Source organism: Streptococcus suis (assembly GCF_016743335.1).
GTDB lineage: Bacteria > Bacillota > Bacilli > Lactobacillales > Streptococcaceae > Streptococcus > Streptococcus suis_Y.
In genome coordinates, this window is sequence record NZ_WCJE01000001.1 from 50,947 (window position 1) to 75,338 (window position 24,392).

26 protein-coding genes are annotated in these 24,392 nt (G+C 41.8%); 16 read left to right on the top strand and 10 right to left on the bottom strand.

What is annotated here, in order from left to right; translation table 11 throughout:
• Positions 1 to 147 precede the first annotated feature (147 nt).
• The 8 genes from F9856_RS00235 (at position 148) to F9856_RS00270 (ending at position 7,651) form a co-directional block, all read left to right on the top strand.
• Positions 148 to 1,059: a hypothetical protein gene (locus tag F9856_RS00235; RefSeq protein ID WP_202105388.1), complete on the top strand. Its 912-nt coding sequence runs from the start codon at positions 148 to 150 to the stop codon at positions 1,057 to 1,059.
• Between the two features lie 18 nt (positions 1,060 to 1,077).
• On the top strand, positions 1,078 to 1,707 hold the full coding sequence (locus tag F9856_RS00240; protein ID WP_202105389.1) for a hypothetical protein: 630 nt from the start codon (positions 1,078 to 1,080) through the stop codon (positions 1,705 to 1,707).
• Positions 1,708 to 1,903: 196 nt separating this feature from the next.
• Positions 1,904 to 2,608 carry a B3/4 domain-containing protein gene (locus tag F9856_RS00245; RefSeq protein WP_202105390.1) on the top strand — a complete coding sequence of 235 codons (705 nt, stop codon included), beginning with the start codon at positions 1,904 to 1,906 and terminating at the stop codon, positions 2,606 to 2,608.
• A 308-nt stretch (positions 2,609 to 2,916) separates the two neighbouring features.
• Positions 2,917 to 3,678: an elongation factor Tu gene (locus F9856_RS00250; RefSeq protein WP_202105391.1), complete on the top strand. Its 762-nt coding sequence runs from the start codon at positions 2,917 to 2,919 to the stop codon at positions 3,676 to 3,678.
• 287 nt (positions 3,679 to 3,965) lie between these two features.
• A complete protein-coding gene (glyQ, locus tag F9856_RS00255) occupies positions 3,966 to 4,883 on the top strand; it encodes a glycine--tRNA ligase subunit alpha (protein ID WP_002939388.1) in 918 nt (305 codons plus the stop codon).
• Positions 4,883 to 6,919 (top strand): glycine--tRNA ligase subunit beta, encoded by a 2,037-nt coding sequence (glyS, locus tag F9856_RS00260; RefSeq protein WP_202105392.1) that lies wholly within the window; start codon positions 4,883 to 4,885, stop codon positions 6,917 to 6,919. The genes glyQ and glyS overlap by 1 nt, the downstream gene beginning before the upstream one ends.
• A gap of 9 nt (positions 6,920 to 6,928) precedes the next feature.
• Positions 6,929 to 7,186: a DUF896 family protein gene (locus tag F9856_RS00265; protein WP_002942632.1), complete on the top strand. Its 258-nt coding sequence runs from the start codon at positions 6,929 to 6,931 to the stop codon at positions 7,184 to 7,186.
• A 171-nt stretch (positions 7,187 to 7,357) separates the two neighbouring features.
• Positions 7,358 to 7,651: a hypothetical protein gene (locus F9856_RS00270; RefSeq protein WP_228377182.1), complete on the top strand. Its 294-nt coding sequence runs from the start codon at positions 7,358 to 7,360 to the stop codon at positions 7,649 to 7,651.
• An 18-nt stretch (positions 7,652 to 7,669) separates the two neighbouring features.
• On the opposite strand, the gene F9856_RS00275 is transcribed toward F9856_RS00270, so the two are convergent.
• From F9856_RS00275 to F9856_RS00290, 4 genes are all read right to left on the bottom strand, one after another.
• Positions 7,670 to 9,007 carry an MATE family efflux transporter gene (locus tag F9856_RS00275; RefSeq protein WP_202105393.1) on the bottom strand — a complete coding sequence of 446 codons (1,338 nt, stop codon included), beginning with the start codon at positions 9,005 to 9,007 and terminating at the stop codon, positions 7,670 to 7,672.
• 320 nt (positions 9,008 to 9,327) lie between these two features.
• Positions 9,328 to 9,993: a potassium channel family protein gene (locus tag F9856_RS00280; protein WP_002942648.1), complete on the bottom strand. Its 666-nt coding sequence runs from the start codon at positions 9,991 to 9,993 to the stop codon at positions 9,328 to 9,330.
• Positions 9,994 to 10,004: 11 nt separating this feature from the next.
• A complete protein-coding gene (locus F9856_RS00285; protein ID WP_002942653.1) occupies positions 10,005 to 11,354 on the bottom strand; it encodes a TrkH family potassium uptake protein in 1,350 nt (449 codons plus the stop codon).
• A 262-nt stretch (positions 11,355 to 11,616) separates the two neighbouring features.
• Positions 11,617 to 12,156 (bottom strand): Gx transporter family protein, encoded by a 540-nt coding sequence (locus tag F9856_RS00290; RefSeq protein ID WP_012027668.1) that lies wholly within the window; start codon positions 12,154 to 12,156, stop codon positions 11,617 to 11,619.
• Positions 12,157 to 12,338: 182 nt separating this feature from the next.
• Between F9856_RS00290 and F9856_RS00295 the strand changes: the two genes are divergently transcribed.
• The 5 genes from F9856_RS00295 to menA all read left to right on the top strand — a co-directional run bounded on the left by F9856_RS00295 (position 12,339) and on the right by menA (position 17,872).
• Positions 12,339 to 14,231 (top strand): FAD-dependent oxidoreductase, encoded by a 1,893-nt coding sequence (locus F9856_RS00295; protein WP_172088351.1) that lies wholly within the window; start codon positions 12,339 to 12,341, stop codon positions 14,229 to 14,231.
• 18 nt (positions 14,232 to 14,249) lie between these two features.
• Positions 14,250 to 15,239 carry a polyprenyl synthetase family protein gene (locus F9856_RS00300; RefSeq protein ID WP_172013033.1) on the top strand — a complete coding sequence of 330 codons (990 nt, stop codon included), beginning with the start codon at positions 14,250 to 14,252 and terminating at the stop codon, positions 15,237 to 15,239.
• Between the two features lie 78 nt (positions 15,240 to 15,317).
• On the top strand, positions 15,318 to 15,797 hold the full coding sequence (locus F9856_RS00305; protein ID WP_002942658.1) for an FMN-binding protein: 480 nt from the start codon (positions 15,318 to 15,320) through the stop codon (positions 15,795 to 15,797).
• 76 nt (positions 15,798 to 15,873) lie between these two features.
• Complete coding sequence (locus F9856_RS00310; protein WP_202105394.1) at positions 15,874 to 16,923, top strand: FAD:protein FMN transferase; 1,050 nt, start codon at positions 15,874 to 15,876, stop codon at positions 16,921 to 16,923.
• On the top strand, positions 16,916 to 17,872 hold the full coding sequence (gene menA / locus F9856_RS00315; protein ID WP_202105421.1) for a 1,4-dihydroxy-2-naphthoate polyprenyltransferase: 957 nt from the start codon (positions 16,916 to 16,918) through the stop codon (positions 17,870 to 17,872). Before F9856_RS00310 ends, menA begins: the two co-directional genes overlap by 8 nt.
• A 41-nt stretch (positions 17,873 to 17,913) precedes the next feature.
• On the opposite strand, the gene F9856_RS00320 is transcribed toward menA, so the two are convergent.
• Genes F9856_RS00320 through F9856_RS00345 form a run of 6 tightly spaced genes read right to left on the bottom strand, consistent with a single transcriptional unit; the run spans position 17,914 to position 20,586 of the window.
• On the bottom strand, positions 17,914 to 18,342 hold the full coding sequence (locus tag F9856_RS00320) for a NusG domain II-containing protein (RefSeq protein WP_202105395.1): 429 nt from the start codon (positions 18,340 to 18,342) through the stop codon (positions 17,914 to 17,916).
• 52 nt (positions 18,343 to 18,394) lie between these two features.
• Complete coding sequence (locus F9856_RS00325; protein WP_202105396.1) at positions 18,395 to 18,742, bottom strand: hypothetical protein; 348 nt, start codon at positions 18,740 to 18,742, stop codon at positions 18,395 to 18,397.
• Positions 18,739 to 19,077, bottom strand: coding sequence for an MFS transporter (locus F9856_RS00330; RefSeq protein ID WP_172003175.1), 339 nt, complete (start codon positions 19,075 to 19,077; stop codon positions 18,739 to 18,741). Before F9856_RS00330 ends, F9856_RS00325 begins: the two co-directional genes overlap by 4 nt.
• 10 nt (positions 19,078 to 19,087) lie before the next feature.
• On the bottom strand, positions 19,088 to 20,170 hold the full coding sequence (locus F9856_RS00335) for a DUF3278 domain-containing protein (RefSeq protein ID WP_202105397.1): 1,083 nt from the start codon (positions 20,168 to 20,170) through the stop codon (positions 19,088 to 19,090).
• 13 nt (positions 20,171 to 20,183) lie between these two features.
• The gene (locus tag F9856_RS00340; RefSeq protein WP_202105398.1) at positions 20,184 to 20,384 is read right to left on the bottom strand and encodes a hypothetical protein; all 201 of its coding nucleotides are present in this window, start codon (positions 20,382 to 20,384) and stop codon (positions 20,184 to 20,186) included.
• A 13-nt stretch (positions 20,385 to 20,397) separates the two neighbouring features.
• Positions 20,398 to 20,586: a helix-turn-helix transcriptional regulator gene (locus F9856_RS00345; protein ID WP_002942681.1), complete on the bottom strand. Its 189-nt coding sequence runs from the start codon at positions 20,584 to 20,586 to the stop codon at positions 20,398 to 20,400.
• 270 nt (positions 20,587 to 20,856) lie between these two features.
• On the opposite strand from F9856_RS00345, the gene rsmH reads away from it, so the two are divergent.
• From rsmH to pbp2X, 3 genes are read left to right on the top strand one after another with little or no spacing between them, the layout of a single operon-like run.
• Complete coding sequence (rsmH, locus tag F9856_RS00350) at positions 20,857 to 21,807, top strand: 16S rRNA (cytosine(1402)-N(4))-methyltransferase RsmH (protein ID WP_202105399.1); 951 nt, start codon at positions 20,857 to 20,859, stop codon at positions 21,805 to 21,807.
• Positions 21,808 to 21,818: 11 nt separating this feature from the next.
• The gene (gene ftsL / locus F9856_RS00355) at positions 21,819 to 22,142 is read left to right on the top strand and encodes a cell division protein FtsL (protein ID WP_002942683.1); all 324 of its coding nucleotides are present in this window, start codon (positions 21,819 to 21,821) and stop codon (positions 22,140 to 22,142) included.
• Complete coding sequence (gene pbp2X / locus F9856_RS00360; RefSeq protein WP_202105400.1) at positions 22,142 to 24,391, top strand: penicillin-binding protein PBP2X; 2,250 nt, start codon at positions 22,142 to 22,144, stop codon at positions 24,389 to 24,391. The genes ftsL and pbp2X overlap by 1 nt, the downstream gene beginning before the upstream one ends.
• Position 24,392 lies beyond the last annotated feature (1 nt).

Consider the following 24,392-nt stretch of genomic DNA (forward strand, 5'->3'; position numbering starts at 1 on the left):
AGTCATCAGGTTATTAAAATTGGTGATAATCATTTAGGTTTGCCATTTTAAAGTAGTATATAGATTGAGACATATTTATAAAAGCAAAAATACTCTCATAAAATGGATTGAAAAGAGATAGATTAGAGATAGATTTTGGAGGTAAAAATGGCAAAGTTTTTAGATCAAGAGGATTTGCAACTAATCGAACAATTTAAGGCAGAGAATTTGCAAAAGAAAAACAGGATTATTGAAGAGTATCGTTATTACGATATTCCCGATGGTTACAAGAGTGAAGCAGCTAAAGATGCCCCAACTTATGAGCATTACTTAATGAATAAAATAGTATTCTCGCCGGAAGATGAGAAAGCTGTTGATAAATTAGGCGAGAGCGCAGGAACTCTTGAAAGGGTTCGGCATCTGACTAGTCAAGTAATGACCTCTGAGGAATGGTACCGTTCGGTATATGGAATAGGTTTCTTTGAAAAATTCAATGTGAATGAATTGAGGTGGTATCTTTATGATGCAGTGATTTTGATGAGTAGATGGGAATCAACTCTGCATTGGGAAAATGAGGTGCTTATTGCCTGGTCTAACAGGGAAAAAAAGGGGAATTGGATTTGGTGGCTTCTTGGTTTGACCCTCTTCTTGGCTATTGGAGAATTGCTCTTCGGTAATGATAGGGCTGGCTATTTTCAAAGGAGTTTGACATTCTTTTTCTTATCAGCTATTATCGGTATTTTTGCAAAGAGAAAACATCAGAAAAAGCAAGAAGATATTGCAGTGATTAAACAAAGGCTTGAGGAAGTAAAAGAGTGTAAAAGTTGGCACTATCATAAAGCTCAGGAGCATCCATTGATTATGCAACAGGGGCAACATAGTTCATCATTCTTTTTTGAAACAATGCTTGGTTATGTCAATGAGGGGCGTGTCAATACCTTACAGGAAGCTCTAAATCTGTATCATCAAGAAAGTCAATATGACCAACTGTTGCGCCAACAAGCTGCCACACTACAGCGAGCGGAACAAATCCAACAGATGGCTACATTTAATACAATTTACAATGTATTAAAAAAATAGAAATTGAGGTAGGCAAATATGGTATTTCGTAAAACAGCAAATGAATATGTTAAGAAAAATGTGGGTGAACTTCACCCCTATAAAGAAGGAACCTATATTGATTTGAATAATAATGTCTATCATTACGATGGCTTAGAGTATATAAAAATTGGATATGATAATCCTAATTTAGATACATGGGTCAGTCTTGTTCCGCAAATAGGAGTGGGAGTTATCTTGGCGAATTTGTTTGCGCCAAAAAGTCGTAAGGAGGATAGTTTTGATATTTGGACCTGGCTAATTGGTGTCCTTCTTGCCTTTGTTTTTCTATGGTGGTATCGCTTACTTGCTTTTGTTGGATACAAGTTGCTGACACTATTTATTCGACCAATTTTAGGATCTACAGAGAGAGCAAAATGGCTTCGTTTATTTTTACCATTTGTTTGGTTTGTTGAGGACCCTGACAAAGATTTAGTAGATGTTGCTGCAGGGTCAACCATGTTACTTCCCTACATTATTTTAAGTGTTCCTGTATTAGCATTGGCAAATTATGATGTTCCAGAATTGAAACCAGTTGGAATCGTTTTGATTTTGTGTACGCTCCTATCGGCATTTTATATGTTCTTAAACGTTCGCATCAATAGAGATAATTTTGTAGATAAATTTTAATTTTCTTGTGGCTAACCTCAGAGTATGTTTCCCCATATTCTGAGATAATGTTTGACATTCTCACTGTGATTTTATACAATAATGTTAATTAAATAAACACTGCCACCGGGTAGTCATGCAACAGCATTTTATGAACGTCGTTAGGTCTTAGAAGATGTTCATAGGGTGCTGATTTTTCTATAAAAGGAGTGAGAATATGTCACAATTTGTTATTGATTCAACTTTTTGGAGTCTATTTCCAGATGCAAAAATCGGAGTTCTTTTATTGAAAGATTATAAAACGCCGACGCAATCACCTGATGAATTAGTGAAATTACTGGAAGAAAGCAACGGAATTGCCCAGAAATTTCTTACGGAAGATACCTTTAGTGAGAACGAGGTCATTCGTACATATCGTCAAGCCTATCAAAAATTTAAAACAAAAAAAGGCGCTCGTTCGAGTATCGAAGCGCTTTTGAAGCGTTCTGCTAGTGACCGTCCAGTTTCAACCATTTCACCGCTAGTGGATATCTATAATGCGGCAAGTTTGCGTTTCGGTCTTCCATGTGGTGCTGAAGATTTAGATACATTTGTAGGCAATCTTCAACTAACGGTCACTGAGGGAGGGGATGAATTCTATCTCATTGGTGATGAAACCAATAACCCAACTCTACCAGGTGAAGTTTGCTATAAGGATGATAAAGGCGCGGTCTGTCGTTGTTTCAACTGGCGAGATGGTGAGCGGACCATGATTACAGATAGCACGAAGAATGCTTTCTTGGTCATGGAGCTGGTCAATTCTGATAGAGTAGAAGATTTGGAAAATGCCCTAGATTTTATCAGTCAACAGGCAGAAAAATTCTTGGGAGTAGTACCAGAAAAATATCTATTAGATTGCGATAGGCCTGCAATAGCCTTGTAGGATTTGTCAGTGAGATTGTGTTCGGATAAATAGTGGTCTTTCTAGACAAATGCTGATTTTTCTGCTACAATACTAAGCATGAAAGAAGGTTATTTCAAAAGCCTGTTTAGCGAGCTTGGGAGAGTGAAAGCCAAGCCAGTCTTGAAATAATTGGCGCTTTCCCAGTCGTGACTCTGTCCGACTCAATCAGAATCATACAAATGAAGTAATAAATTAGGGTGGAACCGCGTTCTTAACGCCCCTATGTCTGTTGACAGGGGAAGAGAATGTGGTTCTTTTTCTGTTTTACCAGAGATGAAAGAGAGAATATGAAGAATTTTTATCTAGTGGATAGCCAAGAACAGCTGTTTAACTATCAGCAATTTGTCTCAAAATACGAGGCAAAATGGCATGACTATATCCATTTTCTAAGGAAGGAATATCAAGTTCGTGATTTGCCCCAAGCCCTTATCTGGGTAAATGAAGAAGCCGCAAGAAAATTACTTGGCCAAAGTCCCGTACCAGCCTACACTAATGATATCCGCATGGTCATGACACCAGACTTAGCAGTTTGGAAAAAGATTTACCAGCATCAACTAGATAGCTACGAGAACAGCCCAGACTTGCAGACATTGAGTGCTCACTACAAAGGTTTGTCGGAAAATCATCTGTTGCAAATTATCGGTCATGAGCTGGCGCATTGGTCAGACCTTTTTCTGGATGACTTTGCGGACTATGATGCAAACATCTGGTTTGAAGAGGGCATGGTCGAGTACATCAGCAGACAGTATTTTTTGACAGAAGAAGAGTTTGCTCAAGAGCGGTTCTGTAATCAGCTCTTGGTTGACCTCTTTCAAGAAAAATACGGCTGGCATTCCTTGGATGCTTTTGGAAAATCCACTTACGAAGGAGATTACGCGAGTATTTTTTACGAGTACTGGCGAAGTTTTCTCACCATTGACCAGTTAGTAGAGAAAGTAGGTTCGGTCCAAGCACTTTTTGAAACCTATCATAAATGGGCGCAGTCAGACCAAAGCATTTCGCTACTCAACTGGTTTGTGCAGGAAGAATTATTAGAAAAAGAAATTTAAAAAGAAACAGGAGTAACTTATGTCTAAAAAACTTACCTTTCACAGCGTCAGTGGCATAATCTCCTTTGCCACACGCTCATCGCTAGGGCGACTGAGCTAGACGCTGTACTAGTTCGCCTTTCCTAGCAATATCGGCTAGGAAGGCTCACGTCGCAAGAACATCGTCATTTGGTTTATCTTTTATTACGTCGTTAACTCGCCTTGCCTAACTCCAGTTATGCCTACGCCTCGTTGCCTAGTACTAAAAGTAAACTAAAAGACTTATAATTAAAGAAAGAAGGAAATATATGTCAAAAAAACTTACATTTCAAGAGATTATCCTGACCTTACAACAATTTTGGAATGAGCAGGGGTGCTTGCTCATGCAGGCTTATGATACGGAAAAAGGGGCGGGGACTATGAGTCCATACACTTTCTTGCGTGCCATCGGTCCTGAGCCTTGGAATGCGGCTTATGTAGAGCCAAGTCGTCGTCCTGCGGACGGTCGTTACGGGGAAAATCCAAACCGCCTTTATCAGCACCACCAATTCCAAGTGGTTATGAAACCATCTCCATCTAATATCCAAGAACTCTACTTGGAGTCTTTGGAGCGTTTGGGCATCAATCCTTTGGAACATGACATTCGTTTCGTTGAGGACAACTGGGAAAACCCGTCAACAGGATCAGCTGGTCTAGGCTGGGAAGTTTGGTTGGACGGTATGGAAATCACACAGTTTACCTATTTCCAACAAGTTGGTGGTTTGGCAACAGGTCCAGTCACAGCCGAAGTAACCTATGGTTTGGAGCGTTTGGCTTCCTATATCCAAGAGGTTGACTCCGTTTACGATATCGAATGGGCTGACGGTGTTAAATACGGTGAAATCTTTATCCAGCCAGAGTACGAGCATTCCAAATATTCCTTTGAGGTATCAGACCAGGACATGCTCCTTGAAAACTTTACTAAGTTTGAGAAAGAAGCAGAGCGGGCTTTGGAAGAAGGTTTGGTTCACCCAGCCTTTGACTATGTACTCAAATGCTCTCATACCTTTAACTTGTTGGATGCCCGTGGAGCTGTGTCTGTAACCGAGCGTGCAGGCTACATTGCCCGTATCCGTAATCTTGCCCGTGTCGTTGCCAAGACCTTTGTGGCAGAGCGGAAGAAACTCGGTTTCCCACTTTTGGATGAAGCAACACGAGCAGAATTGTTGAAGGAGGACGCAGAATAATGACAAAGAATTTACTTGTTGAACTTGGTTTGGAAGAAATTCCTGCCTACATCGTAACCCCAGCCATGCACCAGTTGCGTGATCGCATGGCAACCTTTTTGACAGACAATCGCTTGGCTTTTGACAGCATTGATGTCTTTTCAACGCCACGCCGTTTGGCTGTTCGTGTCCGTGGTTTGGCAGACCAGCAGACTGATCTTACAGAAGATTTCAAGGGTCCTGCTAAGAAGATTGCCTTGGATGCAGACGGGAACTTCACTAAAGCTGCAGAAGGCTTTGTCCGTGGCAAAGGCTTGACGACAGCGGACATCGAATTCCGCGAAATCAAGGGCGAAGAGTATGTCTATGTGACCAAGCATGAAGCGGGTCAGCCAGCTAAGACCGTTCTGGCGGCCATTCCAGAGGTCTTGAAGGCTATGACCTTCCCTGTCAGCATGAACTGGGCTTCCAACAAATTCGCCTACATCCGCCCTGTCCACACCCTGACCGTTCTCTTGGACGACGAAGCATTGGATATGGATTTCTTGGACATTTCGTCAGCTCGCATCAGCCGTGGTCATCGTTTCCTTGGAAATGAAACCGAGATTGCAAGTGCAGATTCTTACGAGGCTGACTTGCGTGCACAGTTTGTCATTACAGACCCCGCAGAGCGTCAAAATATGATTGTTGAGCAAATCAAGGCGATCGAGGACAAACACAATGTGACTGTTGAGATTGACCAAGACCTGCTCAATGAAGTTCTCAACTTGGTCGAGTACCCAACCGCCTTTATGGGCTCTTTTGATACCAAGTATTTGGAAGTACCAGAAGAAGTATTGGTGACTTCAATGAAAAACCACCAACGTTACTTCGTGGTGCGTGATAAGGCTGGCAAACTCTTGCCAAACTTCATCTCCGTCCGCAATGGTAATGACCAGTACATTGATAATGTCATCAAAGGAAATGAAAAAGTTTTGGTGGCTCGTCTGGAAGATGGTGAGTTCTTCTGGCGTGAAGACCAAAAACTTAAGATTGCTGACTTGGTAGAACGCCTAAAAGTCGTGACCTTCCATGAGAAAATCGGCTCGCTTTACGAGCACATGGCACGCACAAAAGTCATCGCAGAAAAACTGGCTGACTTGGCAGGCTTGTCTGCGGATGAAAAAGCAGATGTGGCACGTGCGGCGGACATCTACAAGTTTGACCTCTTGACAGGCATGGTCGGCGAGTTTGATGAATTACAAGGGATTATGGGTGAGAAGTATGCCCTTCTTGCAGGGGAAAAACCTGCGGTGGCAGCGGCAATCCGTGAGCACTATCTTCCTAACTCAGCAGAAGGCGAATTGCCTGAGAGCAAGGTCGGTGCGGTCTTGGCACTGGCTGACAAGTTTGACACCCTCCTATCCTTCTTCTCAGTAGGCTTGATTCCTTCTGGCTCAAACGACCCTTACGCTCTTCGTCGTGCAACACAGGGTATCGTACGGATCTTGGAAGCATTTGGTTGGGAAATTCCATTGGATCAGTTGATTGCGGAGCTCTACAGCTTGAACTTTTCTAGCTTGACCTATGACAACCAGCCAGCTGTGATGGACTTTATCCGTGCCCGTGTAGAGAAGATGATGGATAAGGCCATTCCGAAAGACATCCGCGAGGCTGTACTGGCTAGCTCAACCTTTGTGGTCAGACTGCAACTAGCAGCTAGCTCTGCTATTTTCCAAAAATCAAAAGAGGCTGACTACAAGGAAGCCGTGGAAAACTTGTCACGGGTCTTCAACTTGGCTGAAAAGGCGGAGGCGACTGCGATTGACGAGGCTCTCTTTGAAAACGACCAGGAGAAAGCCCTTGCTGCTGCAGTGACAGGTTTGGAGTTGACAGAAGACATGGCGGGCAACTTGGACAAGCTCTTTGCTCTCAGCCCAGTCATCGCGGCCTTCTTCGACAATACCATGGTTATGGTAGATGACGCAGCAGTCAAAGCCAACCGCTTGGCTCTCTTGAAAGCCTTGGCGGATAAGGCAAGTGCTGTGGCGGTCTTCAATCTCTTGAATAGCAAGTAGGAGGTATTCATGGAACAAGCAAAAATCGATCGCATCAATGAATTGGCTAAAAAGAAAAAAGCTGGTACCTTGACACCAGAGGAAAAAGTTGAACAGGCTCAGCTCAGGGAAGAATACATCGAGGGGTATCGTCGAGCAATCCGTCATCATATTGAGGGGATTAAGCTGGTTGATGAGGACGGCAATGATGTGACGCCAGAGAAACTCCGTCAAGTCCAACGTGAAAAAGGCTTGCATGGCCGTAGTTTGGATGATCCAAATTCCTAAGAGTAAAAATAAGCAAAGACTAGGTTTCCTAGTCTTTTTTTGTGCTTTTGAGAACATATATTTACTTGTTCATTCGATTCATAAATGATAAAATGTATATAGATAAATAGGCTCAGGAGGGCTTTGTCATGAAAAAACTACTCTATTTTCTCTTGTTTCTTACTGCCTTTTATGTACTTTTCTGGAATTGTTGAGGCAACAGGAGTTGGTCTGGGCCTAAGCTATTCCCTACATCAAGAAGTCAAAAAGTATCCTGAAAAACAATTGTCAGAGTATTTACCGTGGGGATCTAAGAGGGACAAGATTATGGTAGTAACCATTCTACTTTTCTCCATTTTGGTCAGTTTCATTCCAGATGTGAATTGGCATAGAGGCCTGGCAATCCTCTTAGGTATCAGCTATGTACTCCTTTGGCAAGCTATGCTTATCCAATTCCTACGAAAATACTATTTTAAAAACGCATGAGAGTTTCATGCGTTTTCTTTATATACTTTGTCCAGCTTTTAATTTTTTCATAAAGATGATGGAACTTGGAATCAGGACGATGATGCTTCCGATCCAGGCGGCAGGGTTAGCGGCGGCGGTCCCATAAAAACCGAAATACTGCATACCGATGATGGCGACTGCTGCTCGGAAAATCAATTCTCCAAAGCCTGCTAGTGTTGGGATAAAGCCCTTGCCAAGTCCCTGAATAAAGCTACGAAGAATAAAGAGGGAAGCAACAATCCAGTAACAAGAGCCGTTAATGATGTAGTAAACAAGAGCCAAGTCCAGCACTGTTTGACTGGCATTTGGCAGAAAGAGACCAGAGAAGAAGCGATTGCCCAAGATGAGAATGACCGCAAATACAATGGCCCAAGCAATGCTGAGGAGTAATGAGTGGCGCACTCCTTCTCGAATACGGTCATAGAGTTTGGCACCGTAGTTCTGAGCAGTAAAGGTTGCGATAGCCAAGCCCAGATTGACCATGGGCAGCATAGCCAGCTGGTCAGTACGAAGGGCAATGGCCTGGGCGGCGATTGCGTCTGTCCCTAGTTGGTTGACCATAAACTGCAAGGTCATGGCTCCGATGGCGATAATACTGGCTTGAAATCCCATTGGAAAAGCAAGCTGGGCATGTTTCTTGAGATTACCTCTATCCAATTTTAAATCAGCTAGTCCGATATGATAGTGAGGTACCTTGTGGATAATGTAAAAAATAAGAAAGAGGACCGAACAGGCTTGGGCAAGGATAGTTGCAAAGCCAGCTCCGAAAACGCCCCAGTTCATAACTAAGATAAAGAAAAAATCCAGACCGATATTGATAAAACAAGCGATAACTAGAGCCAGTAGAGGTGTTTTAGAGTTTCCGAGACTGCGTAGGGTTGAAGACAGGAAATTATAAAAAATAGTAAAGGTCAATCCTCCAAACATGGCCGTTAGAAAGGCATGGGAGTGGTCGATGATACTCACAGGCGTTTGCATTAAGACCAAGATAGGTTTCAAAAAAGCTAAGGCTGAGACTGTTAGTAAAAGGCTGATGAGGGAAGCGTAGAAGAGTCCGTGGACAAAAGATTTTTTAAGCCCCTCTAAGTCGCCAGCTCCAAAGCGTTGGGCAGAAATAATGGTTAATCCATTGGTAACACCTTGGGCAAAACCGATGATTAAAAAAATCAGGCTGGCAGTTGAGCCGACACTGGCAAAGGCATCCTTTCCCAAAGTATGCCCCACAATCATGGAATCAGCAAAATTATAGGCCAGTTGAAAAAAAGATCCAATCAACAAGGGAATAGCGAATTGTAAGATGACCGCAATCGGCTTTCCTTTGGTTAAATCATTCATAATCTCTCCTTTTGACAGATGATAAGCCCACTAGAAAAATGATAGTCTAGTAGGCTTTCTAGGGATAAAATATTTCTCCTGAAAACGGAGTATAGGGCGTAAATTTGTTATTTATACTCTTCGAAAATCAAAATAAGACGTTGTTGACTTGATTTGATGAGTGAAAGGCTCCAGTGGAGCCTTTCAGCCTGTTACCTTGAAACAAAATAGTAACAGGGTTCTATCTGCGTAAGTAGTAACGAACTACGTTCGCCCTATCTCCAACCTCCAAAGGTTCCCCAAAACTTTGGAGCTAGTCTGTTTTTGATTTTCATTGAGTATTAATTTGTCAGCTCTTCAAAATGATCGACAGTATTATGGTCTGTTACTGCTAAGATGAGTTCGTCAGATTTGAAGACATAGTCAGGAGTTAGTTGGATGTTTAATTCCTGATTTTTGCCACTTCGGTAACCGATAATATTGAGTTTATAGTGTTGGCGGAGTTTTAATTCGCCGAGTGTTTTGCCAATCCATTTTACTGGCGGGTGAAACTCAACAATGGAAACATTACCGTCAAGCTCAAAAAGGCTGGTTGTGTCTCGGTGGAGTAATTGTTTTGCTAGGGAAATACCTGTTTCGCGTTCGGGGGAAATAACCTTGTCAGCACCAACTCTGAGAAGGACTTCTTTCGCAGTTGTTCCTTTGACTTTAGCAATGACCATAGGAACGCCTAGGACCTTGCTATGCATAACAGCAAGAACACTGGATTCCAAGTTTTCGCCAGTAGCTACAACAACAGCATCGCAGTTACCGATTCCTGCTGCACGTAGGAGCGAGCGATCGGTGATGTCTCCGACAATACCGCGCGTGAGAATAGGTTCTAGATGATTGATACGTTGCTCATGATTATCAATAGCAATGATATTGCAATCGTAATTGTGTAATGTTTTTGCAATGGTAGTACCAAAAACTCCCAGACCGAGAATTCCGATAGTATAGTTTGGCATGATTTCTCCTTTTAAACAAGCATAGATGATTTTGCGTATTGAAGACTTTCGGTTTTAGATAATTTTCGAACAGAAAGGCTTGCGAGAATAGAAAGTGGACCGATACGGCCGAAGAACATGAGCGCCATAATGACTGCTTGACCGGCCATGGTTAGACTTGGTGTCTGATTGGCAGTAACACCTACAGTGGCTAGTGCTGACATGACCTCGAACATTAAAAATAGAAGTGGTTGTCGGTCATCTGTTAAGGCAAGTGCGAAGAGTCCTATGATAAACATAAGCAGGAAGACGGAGAATGTCGCAAAAGCTTTGCGGATGCTGAGGTTATCAATGGTTCGTCCCATAAAGTTGGTATGAGGGAGGCCGAGAATTTCACTACGAGCATAGAGTACTAAGGTTAGGAAGGCGGTTATTTTAATACCGCCGGCTGTTCCACCTGGGGCCCCGCCAAGCATCATCTGAAAGATATAGAGCAAGAGGGTGATTGGTTCAGCTTTCGTGTAGTCGATACTGGCAAAACCAGCGGTTCGCATGGTAACCGTCTGGAAAAAGCTGGCTAATAATTTATGACCAAATGATAGTTGCCCGATAGTAGAAGGGTTGTTCCATTCGGTGAGTAAGGTTGTCAGAGTTCCGAGGGTTAGTATAGTAGCTGTTAGACCTAGAACAATCTTTGTATGGAACCCTAGTTTTCGTAGGCTACGTTTTTGCCCGATTTGTGTCTGAAGGTCAAACCAAACCGAGAATCCAAGACCTCCCATAATAATGAGACTGGCTAATGTTATGTTGATCAGAGGATTATCCACATAGCGCATGATGCTAGTTGAGCCAAAATTATCAAAACCAGCATTACAAAAGGCTGATATAGCTACGAAAATCGAGGTAAATAAACCTCTCGCCCATCCAAATTCAGGTACAAAATGAAAGGACAGTAAGAGGGCTCCAAAGGCTTCGACCGCCAAGGTAAAACCAAAAGCCGATTTGAGGAAGTTACGAAAATATTTTGTGTCAGATCGGTTTAGAGCCTCTTGTAAGGTCGCCATATTGATGAAATTCATTTTACGACCACCGCGTAGAGCGAAGAGACCGATGAATCCTATCAAGCTCAAACCACCAATTTGGATTAGCATCATACAGATAATCTGTCCAAAAGTAGAATAGGTTTCAGCAACGGCTTTGGTAAATAGCCCTGTCACACAAACCATGGAGACAGATGTGAAGAGATGATCCCAATAACTTGCTGTAGAGGTGCTAATTTGTGAGATGGGAAGACTTAGTAAAATTGATCCAGTCAGAATCACGAATAAGAAACTGATAATGATTCGCTGACTGGGAGAAAGTTTGATCCTAAATGGTGACATAATTCTACCTTTTCTCAAAAAAATAAAAGATGAAGATATTGTAGCACAAAAGAAAGAAAATGTACGACTAAAACACGCAAAGAACCTGATTTTTTCTCTTCTTGAAAGCTTCCTTGTTTTTTATTACCATGGATTTTATAAGTGGTGTTTATATGAGGTGGCTCATTTTACTTGTGACACCAGGATTATGGGGAAATTATTATGGATAATGAAAAAGTGGTGCGGACCATAAAAAGAATCTCCTTAGTTGACCTAGGGAGATTTATTTCCATTCTGCTAAGACTTGTTGATGATAGTGACGTAAAGGTCCGACCTTTTGGAGGAGGTAGGTAGCAGCCAGTCCGACCAATAAGCCTGATAGAATTCCAGTAAAAGCGAGGATTGGCAGGTAGTTCAGTACATAGAAAGAACGGGCGATGGTAGCAAAAACAAGAAGCTGACCAAGATTGTGCAACATCCCACCCAGAATAGAAATTCCAATAGGACTGACACGGTTTGGACCGAGCTGCTTGGCAGAGAGCATTCCTACATAACTCAAAGTAGTTCCGGCAAAGCCATAGAGGAATGTGGAAAAGGTGCCTCCCAGAAAGGTTGAGATGAGCAAGCGTAGTGCGACAACCTTTAGGCTATCCTTTGTAGGGAGGGTAAAGATAGCGATCAAGCTAATTAAATTTCCCAGTCCTAGCTTGGCACCTGGAGCAAAGGCAAATGGGGGGGTGATGAGTCGTTCAATCAAAGAAATGACAACTGCCTGAGCTGCCAGCATCGTAATAAAGTTAAGTGTTTGACGTTTAGAATTCATGGGTGTAGAGAAAAAACTCTTTCTAGTCGATTATCTATTTTACTATCATACTTGTTTTTGTTCACTATGGCAAGTTTTGTTTGTGTATATTACTAATTATTGAAATTCGCTTGTCAACTATCTTGGAATACGATATAATGGGAACATGTCATTTGTTGTGAATTTCACAAGGAGGTAAAATTGTGACGAAAAATATTGTGATTGTCGGTGCTGGTTATGCAGGGATTGCAGCAGCTCGATTGCTAGGAAAAACCTTTAAAAAGGATCAAGATGTAACAGTTACCTTGATTGATAAGAACTCTTTCCATACCTATATGACAGAGTTGCATGAAGTTGCGGCTGGGCGTGTGGAAGCAAGTGCAATCAAGTATGACCTTCAACGTATCTTCAAAAAATATCCAAAGGTTCAATTAGTAACAGACAAGGTTGTGGAGATTGACTATGATAAGAAACAAGTCGTAGCAGAGCACCAAACCCTGGATTTTGATTATCTGCTTCTTGCAATGGGAGGTGAAGCTAATGACTTTGGTGTGAAAGGTGTTAAGGAACACGGTTTTACACTTTGGTCTATCGAGGCAGCAGAACGTTTGCATGACCACATGATTGATGCTTGCTATCGTGCCATGCGTGAGCATGATGAAGCCAAACGTCGCGCTCTTTTAACCTTTACCGTTATCGGTGCTGGCTTCACAGGTATTGAGATGATCGGTGAGTTGATTGACTGGGTACCAATTTTGGCGCGTGAGTTCAAGTTGGATCCAAAAGAATTCTCTCTCAAGGTTGTCGAAGCAACGCCAAATATCTTGGCTATGGTTACTGAAAAAGAGCAAGTCAAGGCACGTAAATACCTTGAGAAAAAAGGTGTTGAATTGGTACTTGGCGATGGTGTAGCAAGTGTACAAGAAGATAGCTTGACACTTTCATCAGGTCGTCAAATTCCTACCTATACCTCTATTTGGACAGCTGGTGTTCAAGCCAATACAGACGCAAGTGAATTTGGTATTGAAAAAGCACGTGCAGGTCGTTTGGTAGCCAATGAGTTCATGGAAGCGAAAGGCAAGGAAAATGTCTATGTAGCTGGCGACTTGGTTTACTTTGAAGAATCAGAAGGAAAACCAACTCCACAGATTGTACAAGCAGCTGAACAGACAGGTCATACGGCAGCAAGCAATATTATTGCAGCAATCAAGGGTGGCGAAAAGCATAGCTACAAAGGTAAATATGATGGGTTTATGGTGTCTATTGGAGCACGCTACGGTGTAGCCTTCTTGATGGACAAATACCACATGTCAGGCTTTATGGCAATGGCTGTCAAACACATGGTAAACCTACTCTACTTCTTTACCATCCGTAGTTTCTTCTACATGGGTTCTTATGTTCGTCATGAATTCTTTGACATTCAGAATAAGCGAAACATTTTTGGCGGTCATACTTCAGGCAAAGGAAATCTTCTCTGGTCTGTGCCAATGCGTGTCCTTTATGGTTCAGTATGGCTCTACGAAGGTATCAAGAAAGCCTTTGGTCTATTTGGAACAACATCATGGTTTGGGGATCAAGTTGTCTTCCCATTCCCTTGGTTAGCTGATCCAGTATCTGGTGCATCTGCTGCTGAGGCGGTTTCAAGTGCCTCACAAGCGGCAACTGCTGCGGCAGAAGCAGCTGAACCAATTTTTGGTTTGAGCTATGCCTATGGTGAAGCACCGATGGCTGTTTTGGACAAAATGCCTGATTGGTTTGCTTCTATCATGGAATTTATGATGCCAAACCAAGAAGTTGCTCTCTTTATGCAAAAATTCATGACAGTAGCAGAAATCGGTATTGGTCTGGCTTTGATTGCTGGTGCCTTTGTATGGATTGTATCTGCTGCAACGGTTGCTTTGGTAGTTATGTTCAGCCTGTCAGGCATGTTCTACTGGGTAAATATTTGGTTCATCCCAGCAGCTATTTCTCTTATGAATGGTGCGGGTAGAGCCTTCGGTCTAGACTACTGGATTATGCCGTGGTTGGGTCGTTTCCTAGACAAGAAGATTTATGGAAAGCCCAAGCATATTTACCGTATCAAGGATAAAAAATAAAGGAAATATAGAAAGTTAGTGGTACATCAAATTTGGAATACCTATCCTGAGATTGAGAGGGGACTTGAAGAGGTAAAATCCATCATCTTATCTGAGATGATGGTCCTGCATCCAGCAGTTACATCGAAGATTGTTGAATATGTAGAGGCACCAGGGAAATACCTGCGTGCTGGCCTCTGTCTACTCTTTGCACAAATGACGGAAGGAAAGATTAGCCGTTCAAAGCTATATTTTGCTGCCCATTTAGAAGTTCTGCATCTGGCGACTCTTATTCATGACGATGTGATTGATGGCGCGGATAAACGGAGGGGAGTCACGGCGGCTCATCAACAATTTTCGAATCGAATCGCTATCTACACGGGTGATTATCTTCTGGCCTATTCAAGTCGACTATTTGGAAAAGGGCTTCGTTTGCTAGAAGTATCATGTGATGATTTGGATTTGGGCAATGATAAGCTGATGGAAACAATTCTTCGAGGAGAATTATCTCAGCTACTCAATCAATTTGATGCCAATATGACTATGAAAGCCTATCTCAAGCAAATTCAAGGAAAAACAGCTTTTCTATTTGGACTTGCCTGTCAACTTGGGAGTTTTGTACCAGGTCAATCTAGGAAAGACAGTAGCATGGCTTTTCGGTCTGGGCAAGCACTTGGCATGGCCTTTCAGCTACGAGATGACTTAATTGACTATCAGCTGGATGTAGCAGAATCAGGAAAACCTAGATTGCAAGATATTCAAAACGGTATCTATACTGCACCGCTACTATTTGCTATGCGAGAAGACAAGTCTATCCAGCAACAATTGCGGGCTTATATTCAATCCCCTACGGCAGAAGGGTTGGAAATCCTTACAGATAGGATTTTTGCAACGCATGCTATTGCCAAAACAGAGAAACTGATTGTTAGCTATTTGGAAAAAATGATGAATTTTGTAGATAGAATACCACAGTTATCGACTGCGTCTATGCAAAATTTGGTGGCAATAGTTTTTAGTCATTATTTTTAAAAAAATACTAGACAATTTAGTTTATTAGGTATATCATTATAAATATAAAACTATTTACTTTACAAAAGGAGTATTGTTATGAAAACAACTAAAGTTGTGTTGAAAAGTTTGGTAGTTCTTGGTGCGGTATTTGCACTTGCTGCTTGCGGTTCTAAACAAGAATCTACTTCAACTTCATCTTCAACTACAGAAACAGTAGTATTGAAAGATGGTACTTACAAAGCTGAGTCAGGCAAAGACGATTATGGCTACAAAATTGTTCACACATTGACTGTTAAAGACGGAAAAATCAGTGAGTCAAAATTTGACTACGAAGCTGAAGATGGAAGTCTTAAATCAGCAAATGAAGAGTACAACAAAAACATGAAAGATAAAGCTGGAGTTTCTGCTGGTGAAGCAATCGAACAACTTAATGCAGCTTTAGTGAAAGAACAAGACCTTTCAGCTGTTGAAGTTGTCTCAGGTGCAACACAGACTTCAGAAGACTTCAAGAAGAGTACAGAAGCCCTTCTTGCAGCAGCTGCTGAAGGAAAAACAGAAACTGTAAAACTTGACTAATTTAGTCAGTTCAGAAAGACACAGTCGCACTTGTTTGGCTACTGTGTCTTCTTATTTTTTAGGGAAGGTAAAATCAGTGAAAAAAATTGCAAGTCTATTGTTCGTGGGCCTACTGATGGTTTTGCTTGTTGCCTGTGGTGGTAAACAAAACGAAAGTTTATCTGTTGTGAAAACTCCGTTGACTCGTAGTGAAAGCTTACTTCACACAGTAGTGCAATTGAGCATTTATCATGAAAATCAGGAAGAAGCGATGGATGAAGCTGTCTCCTATATCAAGGAGATGGAAAGTCTGTTGTCCACAAACTTGGAAGGGGCAGATGTCTACCGTATCAATCAGGCAGCAGGAAAAGAAGCTGTTGAGGTGGATGAACGTACCTTTGAAGTGATTGAAACAGCTATTGACATGAGTAAAGAAAGTCAGGGGCTATTTGACATTTCCATTGGAGCTGTGAGCAATCTGTGGAAAATTGGAGATGAGGATGCACGTAAGCCGAGTGATGAAGAAATCAAAGCTGCTCTGCCATTTATCAATTATAAAGACATTACTTTAGATAAGGAGAAGAAGACCGTCTTTATCAAAGAAGGAATGACGCTAGAATTAGGAGCCATTTCCAAAGGTTATATTGCAGATAAGGTTAGAGAATTGTTTGTCAGCAAAGGGATAACGACAGCCATCATCAATCTAGGCGGGAATGTAGTGGTTATGGGGGATTCGCCTACGACGCAAAATGGTTGGAATGTGGGAGTTCAGGACCCAGACCAAGTGCGTGGAGCAACGGTTGGTTCTGTGCCAGGGACACATAATTCCGTTGTTACCTCAGGTATTTATGAGCGCTACTTAGAGGTGGACGGTGTCAAATATCACCATATTCTTGATCCCAAAACTGGCTATCCTGTGGAAAATGATATCTCAGGTGTGACAGTCTTTTCCAAAACATCTATCCAAGGAGATGCCTTATCCACAACTCTCTTCTTACTAGGTGTGGAAAAAGGTCTTAACTTTATCAATCAGATTGATGGTGTAGAAGCTGTTTTCATCGATAAGGAGCAGGGCGTTCATCTGAGTGATGGTTTGAAAGAAAGCTTTGAATTAACAAATGAGGAGTATCATCTTGTCAATGAATAAATCAACTAAAGGACTCAGTTTGCCTGTATTTCTAGAATTTGTTGAAATGAAGACCAAGGTAGCCAGTGTATTTCCAATGACCCTGGGGATTTTATGGAGCCTGTATCGCTATCAAGCTTTCAATTGGCTCAATACACTTTTGTTCGTTCTTGCCGTACTCAGCTTTGACATGTGTACAACTGCCATCAACAATAGCATGGACTACTACAAGGCCAAGGATGAAATCTATCGCCAGGAAAGTAATGTGATTGGGAAATTCTCCCTTGATTTTCGGCAGATGATTGGAATCGTCTTTGCCTTACTCATTTTTTCAGTGATTATTTCATTAGTGCTTGTTTGGCGGACCAGCTGGCTCCTATTACCAATGGGGGCTCTCTGTTTTCTCATTGGTATCTTTTACACCTTTGGCCCTATTCCACTTTCGAGAATGCCGCTGGGTGAAGTTTTCTCTGGAGTAACCATGGGATTTGGGATTTTCTTCTTAGCAGTCTTTATCCAAGACCCAGCTGGGCTATTGACCAGTCAAGTAAGTAGTCAATGGATGACCTTGCAGTTCTCTTGGACAAAAATAATAGACATTATTTTCATGTCCCTTCCTTTGGTAACCTTGATTGCCAATATCATGTTGGCCAACAATACCTGTGATTTAGAAGAAGACATTCGCAACCATCGTTATACTCTGGTTTACTATATTGGCAAGAAAAATGCTCTTAAATTGTATTTTGTCTTGGCAAGTTTACCATGGTTGCTGTGGATAATTTACTGTCTGACTGGATTCTTACCTATCTGGGCATTGCTTGGTTTATTCGGAGCCTTGCCTGCTTATAAGAGTCTAGAAATATTTTTGAAAAAGCAAGTCAAACGGGAAACCTTTATCGAGGCAGTAAAGAGTTTTGTACTCTTTGCGCTGCTATATGTGGTGATACTTGCTTTAGCCCTTATTTTCTAAAAAGGAAAGACACAGTCGTTTATCAGGCTGTGTCTTCTTTCTTATAGTGGCAAAATAAGTTCTTCTTCGTCAGTATCCTCTCCACCGACGGATTTGATTTCAATCAAGAGATTATGAGGTAGACAGACGGAGAGTTGACCCGGCTGGCTAATCCAGCTGGTCATAACGGCAATTTGGTCTGGGCTATTGTCTTCCTTGACTCGAATGCGTTCGCCATCAACTTCAATGATATTGTATTGCCCTTCATTGGGATAGTAGGTCTTTTCTTGATGGGGTGTGTCCTTTGATAATTCAAATTGGTCGACCACCTCACCATTGATGCGGACATAGGCAATTGTTTTTGCCTCATTTGTATCTGTTGTCAGATGTGTGTAGGTAAAAATTGCTGGAAGAAAGGATAAAATAAGGGTGAATCCGATTAAGATATAATCAAATAGTTTGAGTTGTTTGATAATGGATTTGAATGTCATATACAATCTATTTTATAGAAAAAATCCTACTTTGTAAAATGTTGGATGCAGACTACTTTTTCAATTGTCCATTAAAGAGCAGGAGAGTAAATATTCCCCAAAATCCAGCTAAGAGTGGTTTGATTTGTCCAGTGAAAAATCCAATGGAGAAGGTTAGGACAAGACCTGCAATGAGAAACCAGAGCAGTGGTTTACGATAAAGATAGATAGCTTCTTGGAAAGCATTTGATTCTGGGCTGCTAGTCTGCCAGTCACTATTCAAGATTGGAAGTATAGTGAACAGTAAGATAAAGAGTGGTGGATTGTCCCCAGTCAGAAAACTGTGGATAAACAAGCCACAAATGGTCGCATAGGCGAGAACAAACAAGGAAAGGACTAATTTTGTGTTGAAGTTGTTCATCTATATTCCTCCTTTTTGAAATACAGTCGATAAAGAATAGCAAGAGCAAATCCAGCAGGAAGGATGAGGGCAAGTGGTTTGACATGCCCTAGCCAAATGCCTACGGAATAGGTCAAGGTCATGGCAAACAGGGCAAAGACGGCTTGGATGATAAAGTAGTGTTTTTCTTCGGCTGTTTTATAGGATTTGATGATTTGAATGGTCGGTAGCATGAGCAAGAATGAACCGCTAATCGGCTCATTGACCATGTAAGAGTAGATGAAGAGGGCAGAAAATAAACCATAAAATAGAACAAAAAATTTACAGGTTTGTTTGGGAGTGAAAGGTTTATTCATGGGCAGCTCCTTATTTTTTCTTAGTAGTTTCTGCTTCCAGTTTATGCAGATAGGCAAAGGCAGACAGGGCAATGCTAGCAAAGATACCCATCGTGCCACCGAATAGGAGGGATTTTGTATGCAAGATTGAGGCCGTTAGGGGAAGATTGAGGCTAAAGAGGTCTGCTACTCCAGCAAAAATTGTCGAAAGCAGTGCAACTCCCAGTCCCCAAAGAATTGGGTTAAGGGACCGACCTTGTCTTTCCTCAGGGCTAAGTTCTTCCATGTCATATTGAGGCAGGTCAGCATGGAGGGTGCGCATATTAACGACACCTAGCAAGATAAAGCTAAAGAGAGCAATTGTCATTGGATAATAGGTGGCAACCTCCACAGGATAGCGGATAGCTAGGAAGTAGGCAACAGCATTTCCAAGAGCAAGGAAGTAGAAGTGGTAGATAAAGGCAATCCCCCCAATCTCATCAGCCTTGGTCCGTCGGTACTCGTCTAAAGGACCACGGATACCATAGAAGTGCCGTATCATATTTTGGAGCCACTTAGGTTCTTCTTTGGAAATAGCAGAGCTGACAGTTAGTTTTTCTGCCTTTTTCATGCGTTTGCGTAACATGATTTCAAGAGCAATGCCCGTGAAAACACCACCTAGACAGGCAGACAGGACTTTTCGGAGGTCAAATAGGTGGTCGAGAGGATTGAGCCCCTCCATCCAGGCACCGAAAACAACAGCCCAAATGTACATAACGGTAGTAAAATAGAGGGCGAATTTGATACTTGCTCCCTTGAGTTGCTTTTGTTCCTTACTAGTCAGTTCTTCTACATCTAAACTGTCCACTTGACTGTGCCGGAGTTTAAACATGATGTAGGTACTAGCAGATAGGTAGGATAGGAGCAGAGCAACGGGGTAGCCATAGGCAACGACTTCTGGGTAGCGTTTGGATAGAGTGAGTGCCAGCAGGGTAAGAGCCATGGTGCCCCAAAAGAGCAGGATAAAGCAGGTATTGCCTAGTCGGAAGGCTTCTTGTTTGCGGTATTCATCAAGGGGACCAGCTATACCGTAAAAGCGTTTAATCAATTTATCTTGAAAGGTTTCCTTTTTCATACGATACTCCTATTTACTTACGACGGAAAATGAGTGGCAGGTAAGCTAGTCCAAGAAAGTAGACTGTTCCAGCAATCAGCAGTTGCACCCAGAACTTCACATGGCTGATGATCTGCAAGATGTCCGCTCTGCTATTGCCCCAAAGCTGAAAGAGGACAAAGAGCGGGATAAAAATAAGGGTAGAAATCAGGTTTTTGCGTGTATTCTTTTTCATGATATTTTCCTTTCTATTCATTCCAAAAGAGGCTGTTGAGATCGGTCTGTAAAGCTTTGGCTAGGTTGATACAGAGGTCTAGCGAGGGGTTGTATTTGTTGTTTTCAATCATGTTGATTGTCTGCCTGGATACGCCGATGGCCTTGGCCAAATCTAGTTGGGAAATACCGAGCAGTAGGCGGTAGTCTTTGACACGGTTCATGTGCCCTCCTTTCCATGTCAATTATATATGACATATTTGGTTAAAAATGAGAGGATAGGTTGGCTATCCTTTTAAATGATTGTCAATTATATCTGACATACTAGTGTAAAAAAATGTGGGAACCCTCCCTGTTGATGTCAACTATATGTGACATGTTTCTTTACTGTTAGTATATACCTGTTCATATAAGTTGTCAACTATATTTGACAGTTTTTTTGTAAAAAGTTTGCAACAACTTTTTATTTTAATTTGTGGTACAATAGAAAAGATATGACCAAGGAATTTAATCACACAACTGTTCTCTTGCATGAGACAGTCGATATGTTAGACATCAAACCAAATGGAATTTATGTAGATGCAACGCTGGGTGGAGCAGGGCATAGTGAGTATCTGCTTAGTCAGTTGACGGATGGGGGGCATCTTTATGCCTTTGATCAGGATCAGACTGCTATTGATCATGCCCATATTCGCTTGGCATCCTACATTGAAAAGGGACAAGTGACCTTCATCAAGGACAATTTTCGCAATCTCAAGACTCGCTTGGCAGAGCTGGGTGTAACAGAGATTGATGGGATTTGTTATGATTTAGGAGTATCTAGTCCACAGTTGGATGAGCGGGAGCGTGGCTTTTCTTACAAACAAGATGCTCCGCTTGATATGCGGATGAACCGTGATGGACATTTGACGGCTTATGATGTGGTCAATACCTATGACTATCAAGACTTGGTGCGGATTTTCTTTAAATACGGTGAGGATAAATTTTCCAAGCAGATTGCTCGTAAGATTGAACAGGCGCGTGCTATCAAACCTATTGAAACAACGACTGAGTTGGCAGAACTGATCAAATCTGCCAAGCCAGCCAAGGAACTTAAGAAGAAGGGGCACCCTGCTAAGCAGATTTTCCAGGCCATTCGGATTGAAGTCAATGATGAATTGGGCGCGGCGGATGAGTCTATCCAACAGGCTATTGACTTACTGGCAGTGGGGGGGCGCATTTCCGTCATTACCTTCCATTCTTTAGAAGATCGTTTGACCAAACAGCTCTTTAAGGAAGCCAGTACGATTGATGTTCCAAAAGGTTTGCCTTTTATCCCAGAAGACTTGAAGGCACCTCTTGAATTGGTCAATCGTAAACCAATTTTGCCGAGTCAGGAGGAGTTGGAGACTAATAACAGAGCACATTCAGCTAAATTGCGTGTAGCTAAGAAGGTACATAAATAGGAGAAGGATTTATGGTACAAGAGAAACGTAGAGAAGCAACCATGCGAGTAATTGGTGACAAAATCAAGACATTTACTCGTGTTGAAAGAGCCTTCTATTCTAGTATTGTAATTTCAGGTCTGGCATTGGCTGTTGGTATTATTTTTATGCAGGCGAGACTTTTGCAAGTTCAATCAGACTTGGCGAAAGTGAATCAAGACATTAACCAAAAACAAGTAGAACTGAATGACTCAAAGCAGGCAAAAAATGAGCTAACAAGATCTGCTCGATTAATGGAAATAGCTGAAAAAGTAGGATTAACATTTAATAATGACAATATTGGAGTAGCAGAGTAATGTCTAGAAGAAACAATCGACTTTTGAGGTATGTTTTACGAAGAAGATATGTTCCAACAAAAAATCGTCAGAAAGTAGGGCAGAATCTACTACTCTTGACGGTTTTCATCTTTTTTCTTTTTTTGAGTAATTTTGCGCTCATTATTGGAACGGATAGTAAAGCAGGTGTGTCGCTTTCTGAGAGGGCAGATGCTGTTCATCAACAAGAAGTGACTGTACAAGCGAGACGTGGTACAATTTATGATCGAACCGGAATTCCAATTGCAGAAGATTCTACCACCTACACAATCTATGCAATTATAGACACAGATTATGTTTCAGAATTTAAAGAAGTCTTGTATGTTGAAGCAACACAATTTAGCAAGGTTGCAGAAATACTAAATAAGTACCTTGGTATGGAGACAGACTATGTCAATCAGCAATTAAATCAACCAGAATTAAAACAAGTCTATTTTGGTACACTAGGGAAGAATATTTCTTACAGTACAATGTCTAGTATCCAAGAGGAGATGAAGACCGCGGGTATAAAGGGGATTGCCTTTAATGCCAGTCCAGGACGAATGTATCCAAATGGAAATTTTGCCTCAATTTTTGTCGGGTTAGCGAACCCAGTTGAAAACAAAGATGGCAGTTATAGTTTACAGGGTGTAAGTGGGATGGAGTATTATTTGAACAGCATCCTCGCTGGTCAAGATGGCAAGGTTGTTTATGAAAAGGACAGTCAGGGACGTGTGCTGCCAGGAACAGAAACAGTTAAAGAAGAAACTATCAATGGTCAGGATGTCTATACGACGATTTCTGCAGACCTGCAGCGGTCCTTAGAAACCAACATGGATACCTTCTTTAATACTGCCAAGGGGCGCTACGCCAATGCTACTCTGATCTCAGCTAGGACTGGGGAGATTTTAGCAACGACACAACGTCCAAGTTATGACTCAGATACCAAGGAAGGCTTGGGACAAGAGGGGGTTCTAGAGCGTTCCCTCCTCTACCAAGAGGCCTTTGAACCAGGTTCTACCATGAAGGTTTTGACTGTCGCATCAGCTATTGACAATGGAACCTTTGACCCAAATGCCTACTATACCAATAACGAGTATGTGATTGCAGACGCAAAAATCAATGACTGGACTTTAAACGCTGGCCAATCAGCTGTTACGTTAAATTTTGCTCAGGGTTTTTCACTCTCAAGTAACGTCGGAATGACTTTGTTACTACAAGAAATGGGGGATGAAAAATGGCTAAATTATCTTGCTAAATTTCGCTATGGTTACCCAACACGATTTGGTATGGGGGATGAGGAACCTGGTTTGGTACCTGAAGACAATATTGTCACAATCGCAATGTCAACTTTTGGTCATGGTATTTCGGCTAACCAAGCTCAAATGCTTCGTAGTTTTTCGGCAATTGCTAATAATGGTATCATGTTAGAGCCAAAATTTATTTCAGCCCTTTATAATCCGAATACAGATTCAGCTAGACTTTCTTCAAAAGAAGAAGTTGGAAATCCAGTTTCTGAACAGGCGGCAGATGCTACCTTAGGGTATATGATAAATGTTGGAACGGACCCAGTCTTTGGTACCTTATATTCTCACGATTTACAAGGACCGGCTATTCAGGTTGAAGGCTATGATATTGCGATGAAATCAGGTTCAGCCGAAATCGCAGGTGAGGATGGTCAAGGTTATATTAAGGGTGCATACATTAACTCAGTTGTAGCAATGATTCCCGCAGAAGATCCAGAATTTATCATGTATGTTACGATTCGACAACCAGAAGTATTGAGTGTTCTCTCTTGGGATAGTATTATTAGTCCGACCTTAAAAGAAGCGATGTTATTGAAGGATAGCTTGAACATAGATGCTCCAGCTCCGTCCCTAGCTTCTGTTGGAAAAGAAACGGACTACACATTGCCAGATCTAATTGGTAAGGCACCTGGTGAGTCGGCTGAGGAGCTTCGTCGCTATCTGGTTCAACCAGTTATTTTAGGCAAAGGTGCTGAGATTAAGAAGGTTTCTTTGGAAAAAGGTAGCTTAGTAGCCCCTAATCAACAGGTTCTCTTATTGACGAATAAATTGGAAGAAATGCCAGACTTGTATGCGGTGACCAAGGAGAATATGGATCTACTAGCTGAATGGACAGGTATTGAAGTGACCTATGAGGGGTCTGGTTCCAAGGTTGTGAAGCAGAGCGTAGAAGTGGGGACCAAGTTGAATAAAACCAAGAAATTAACAGTTACGTTAGGAGAATAAT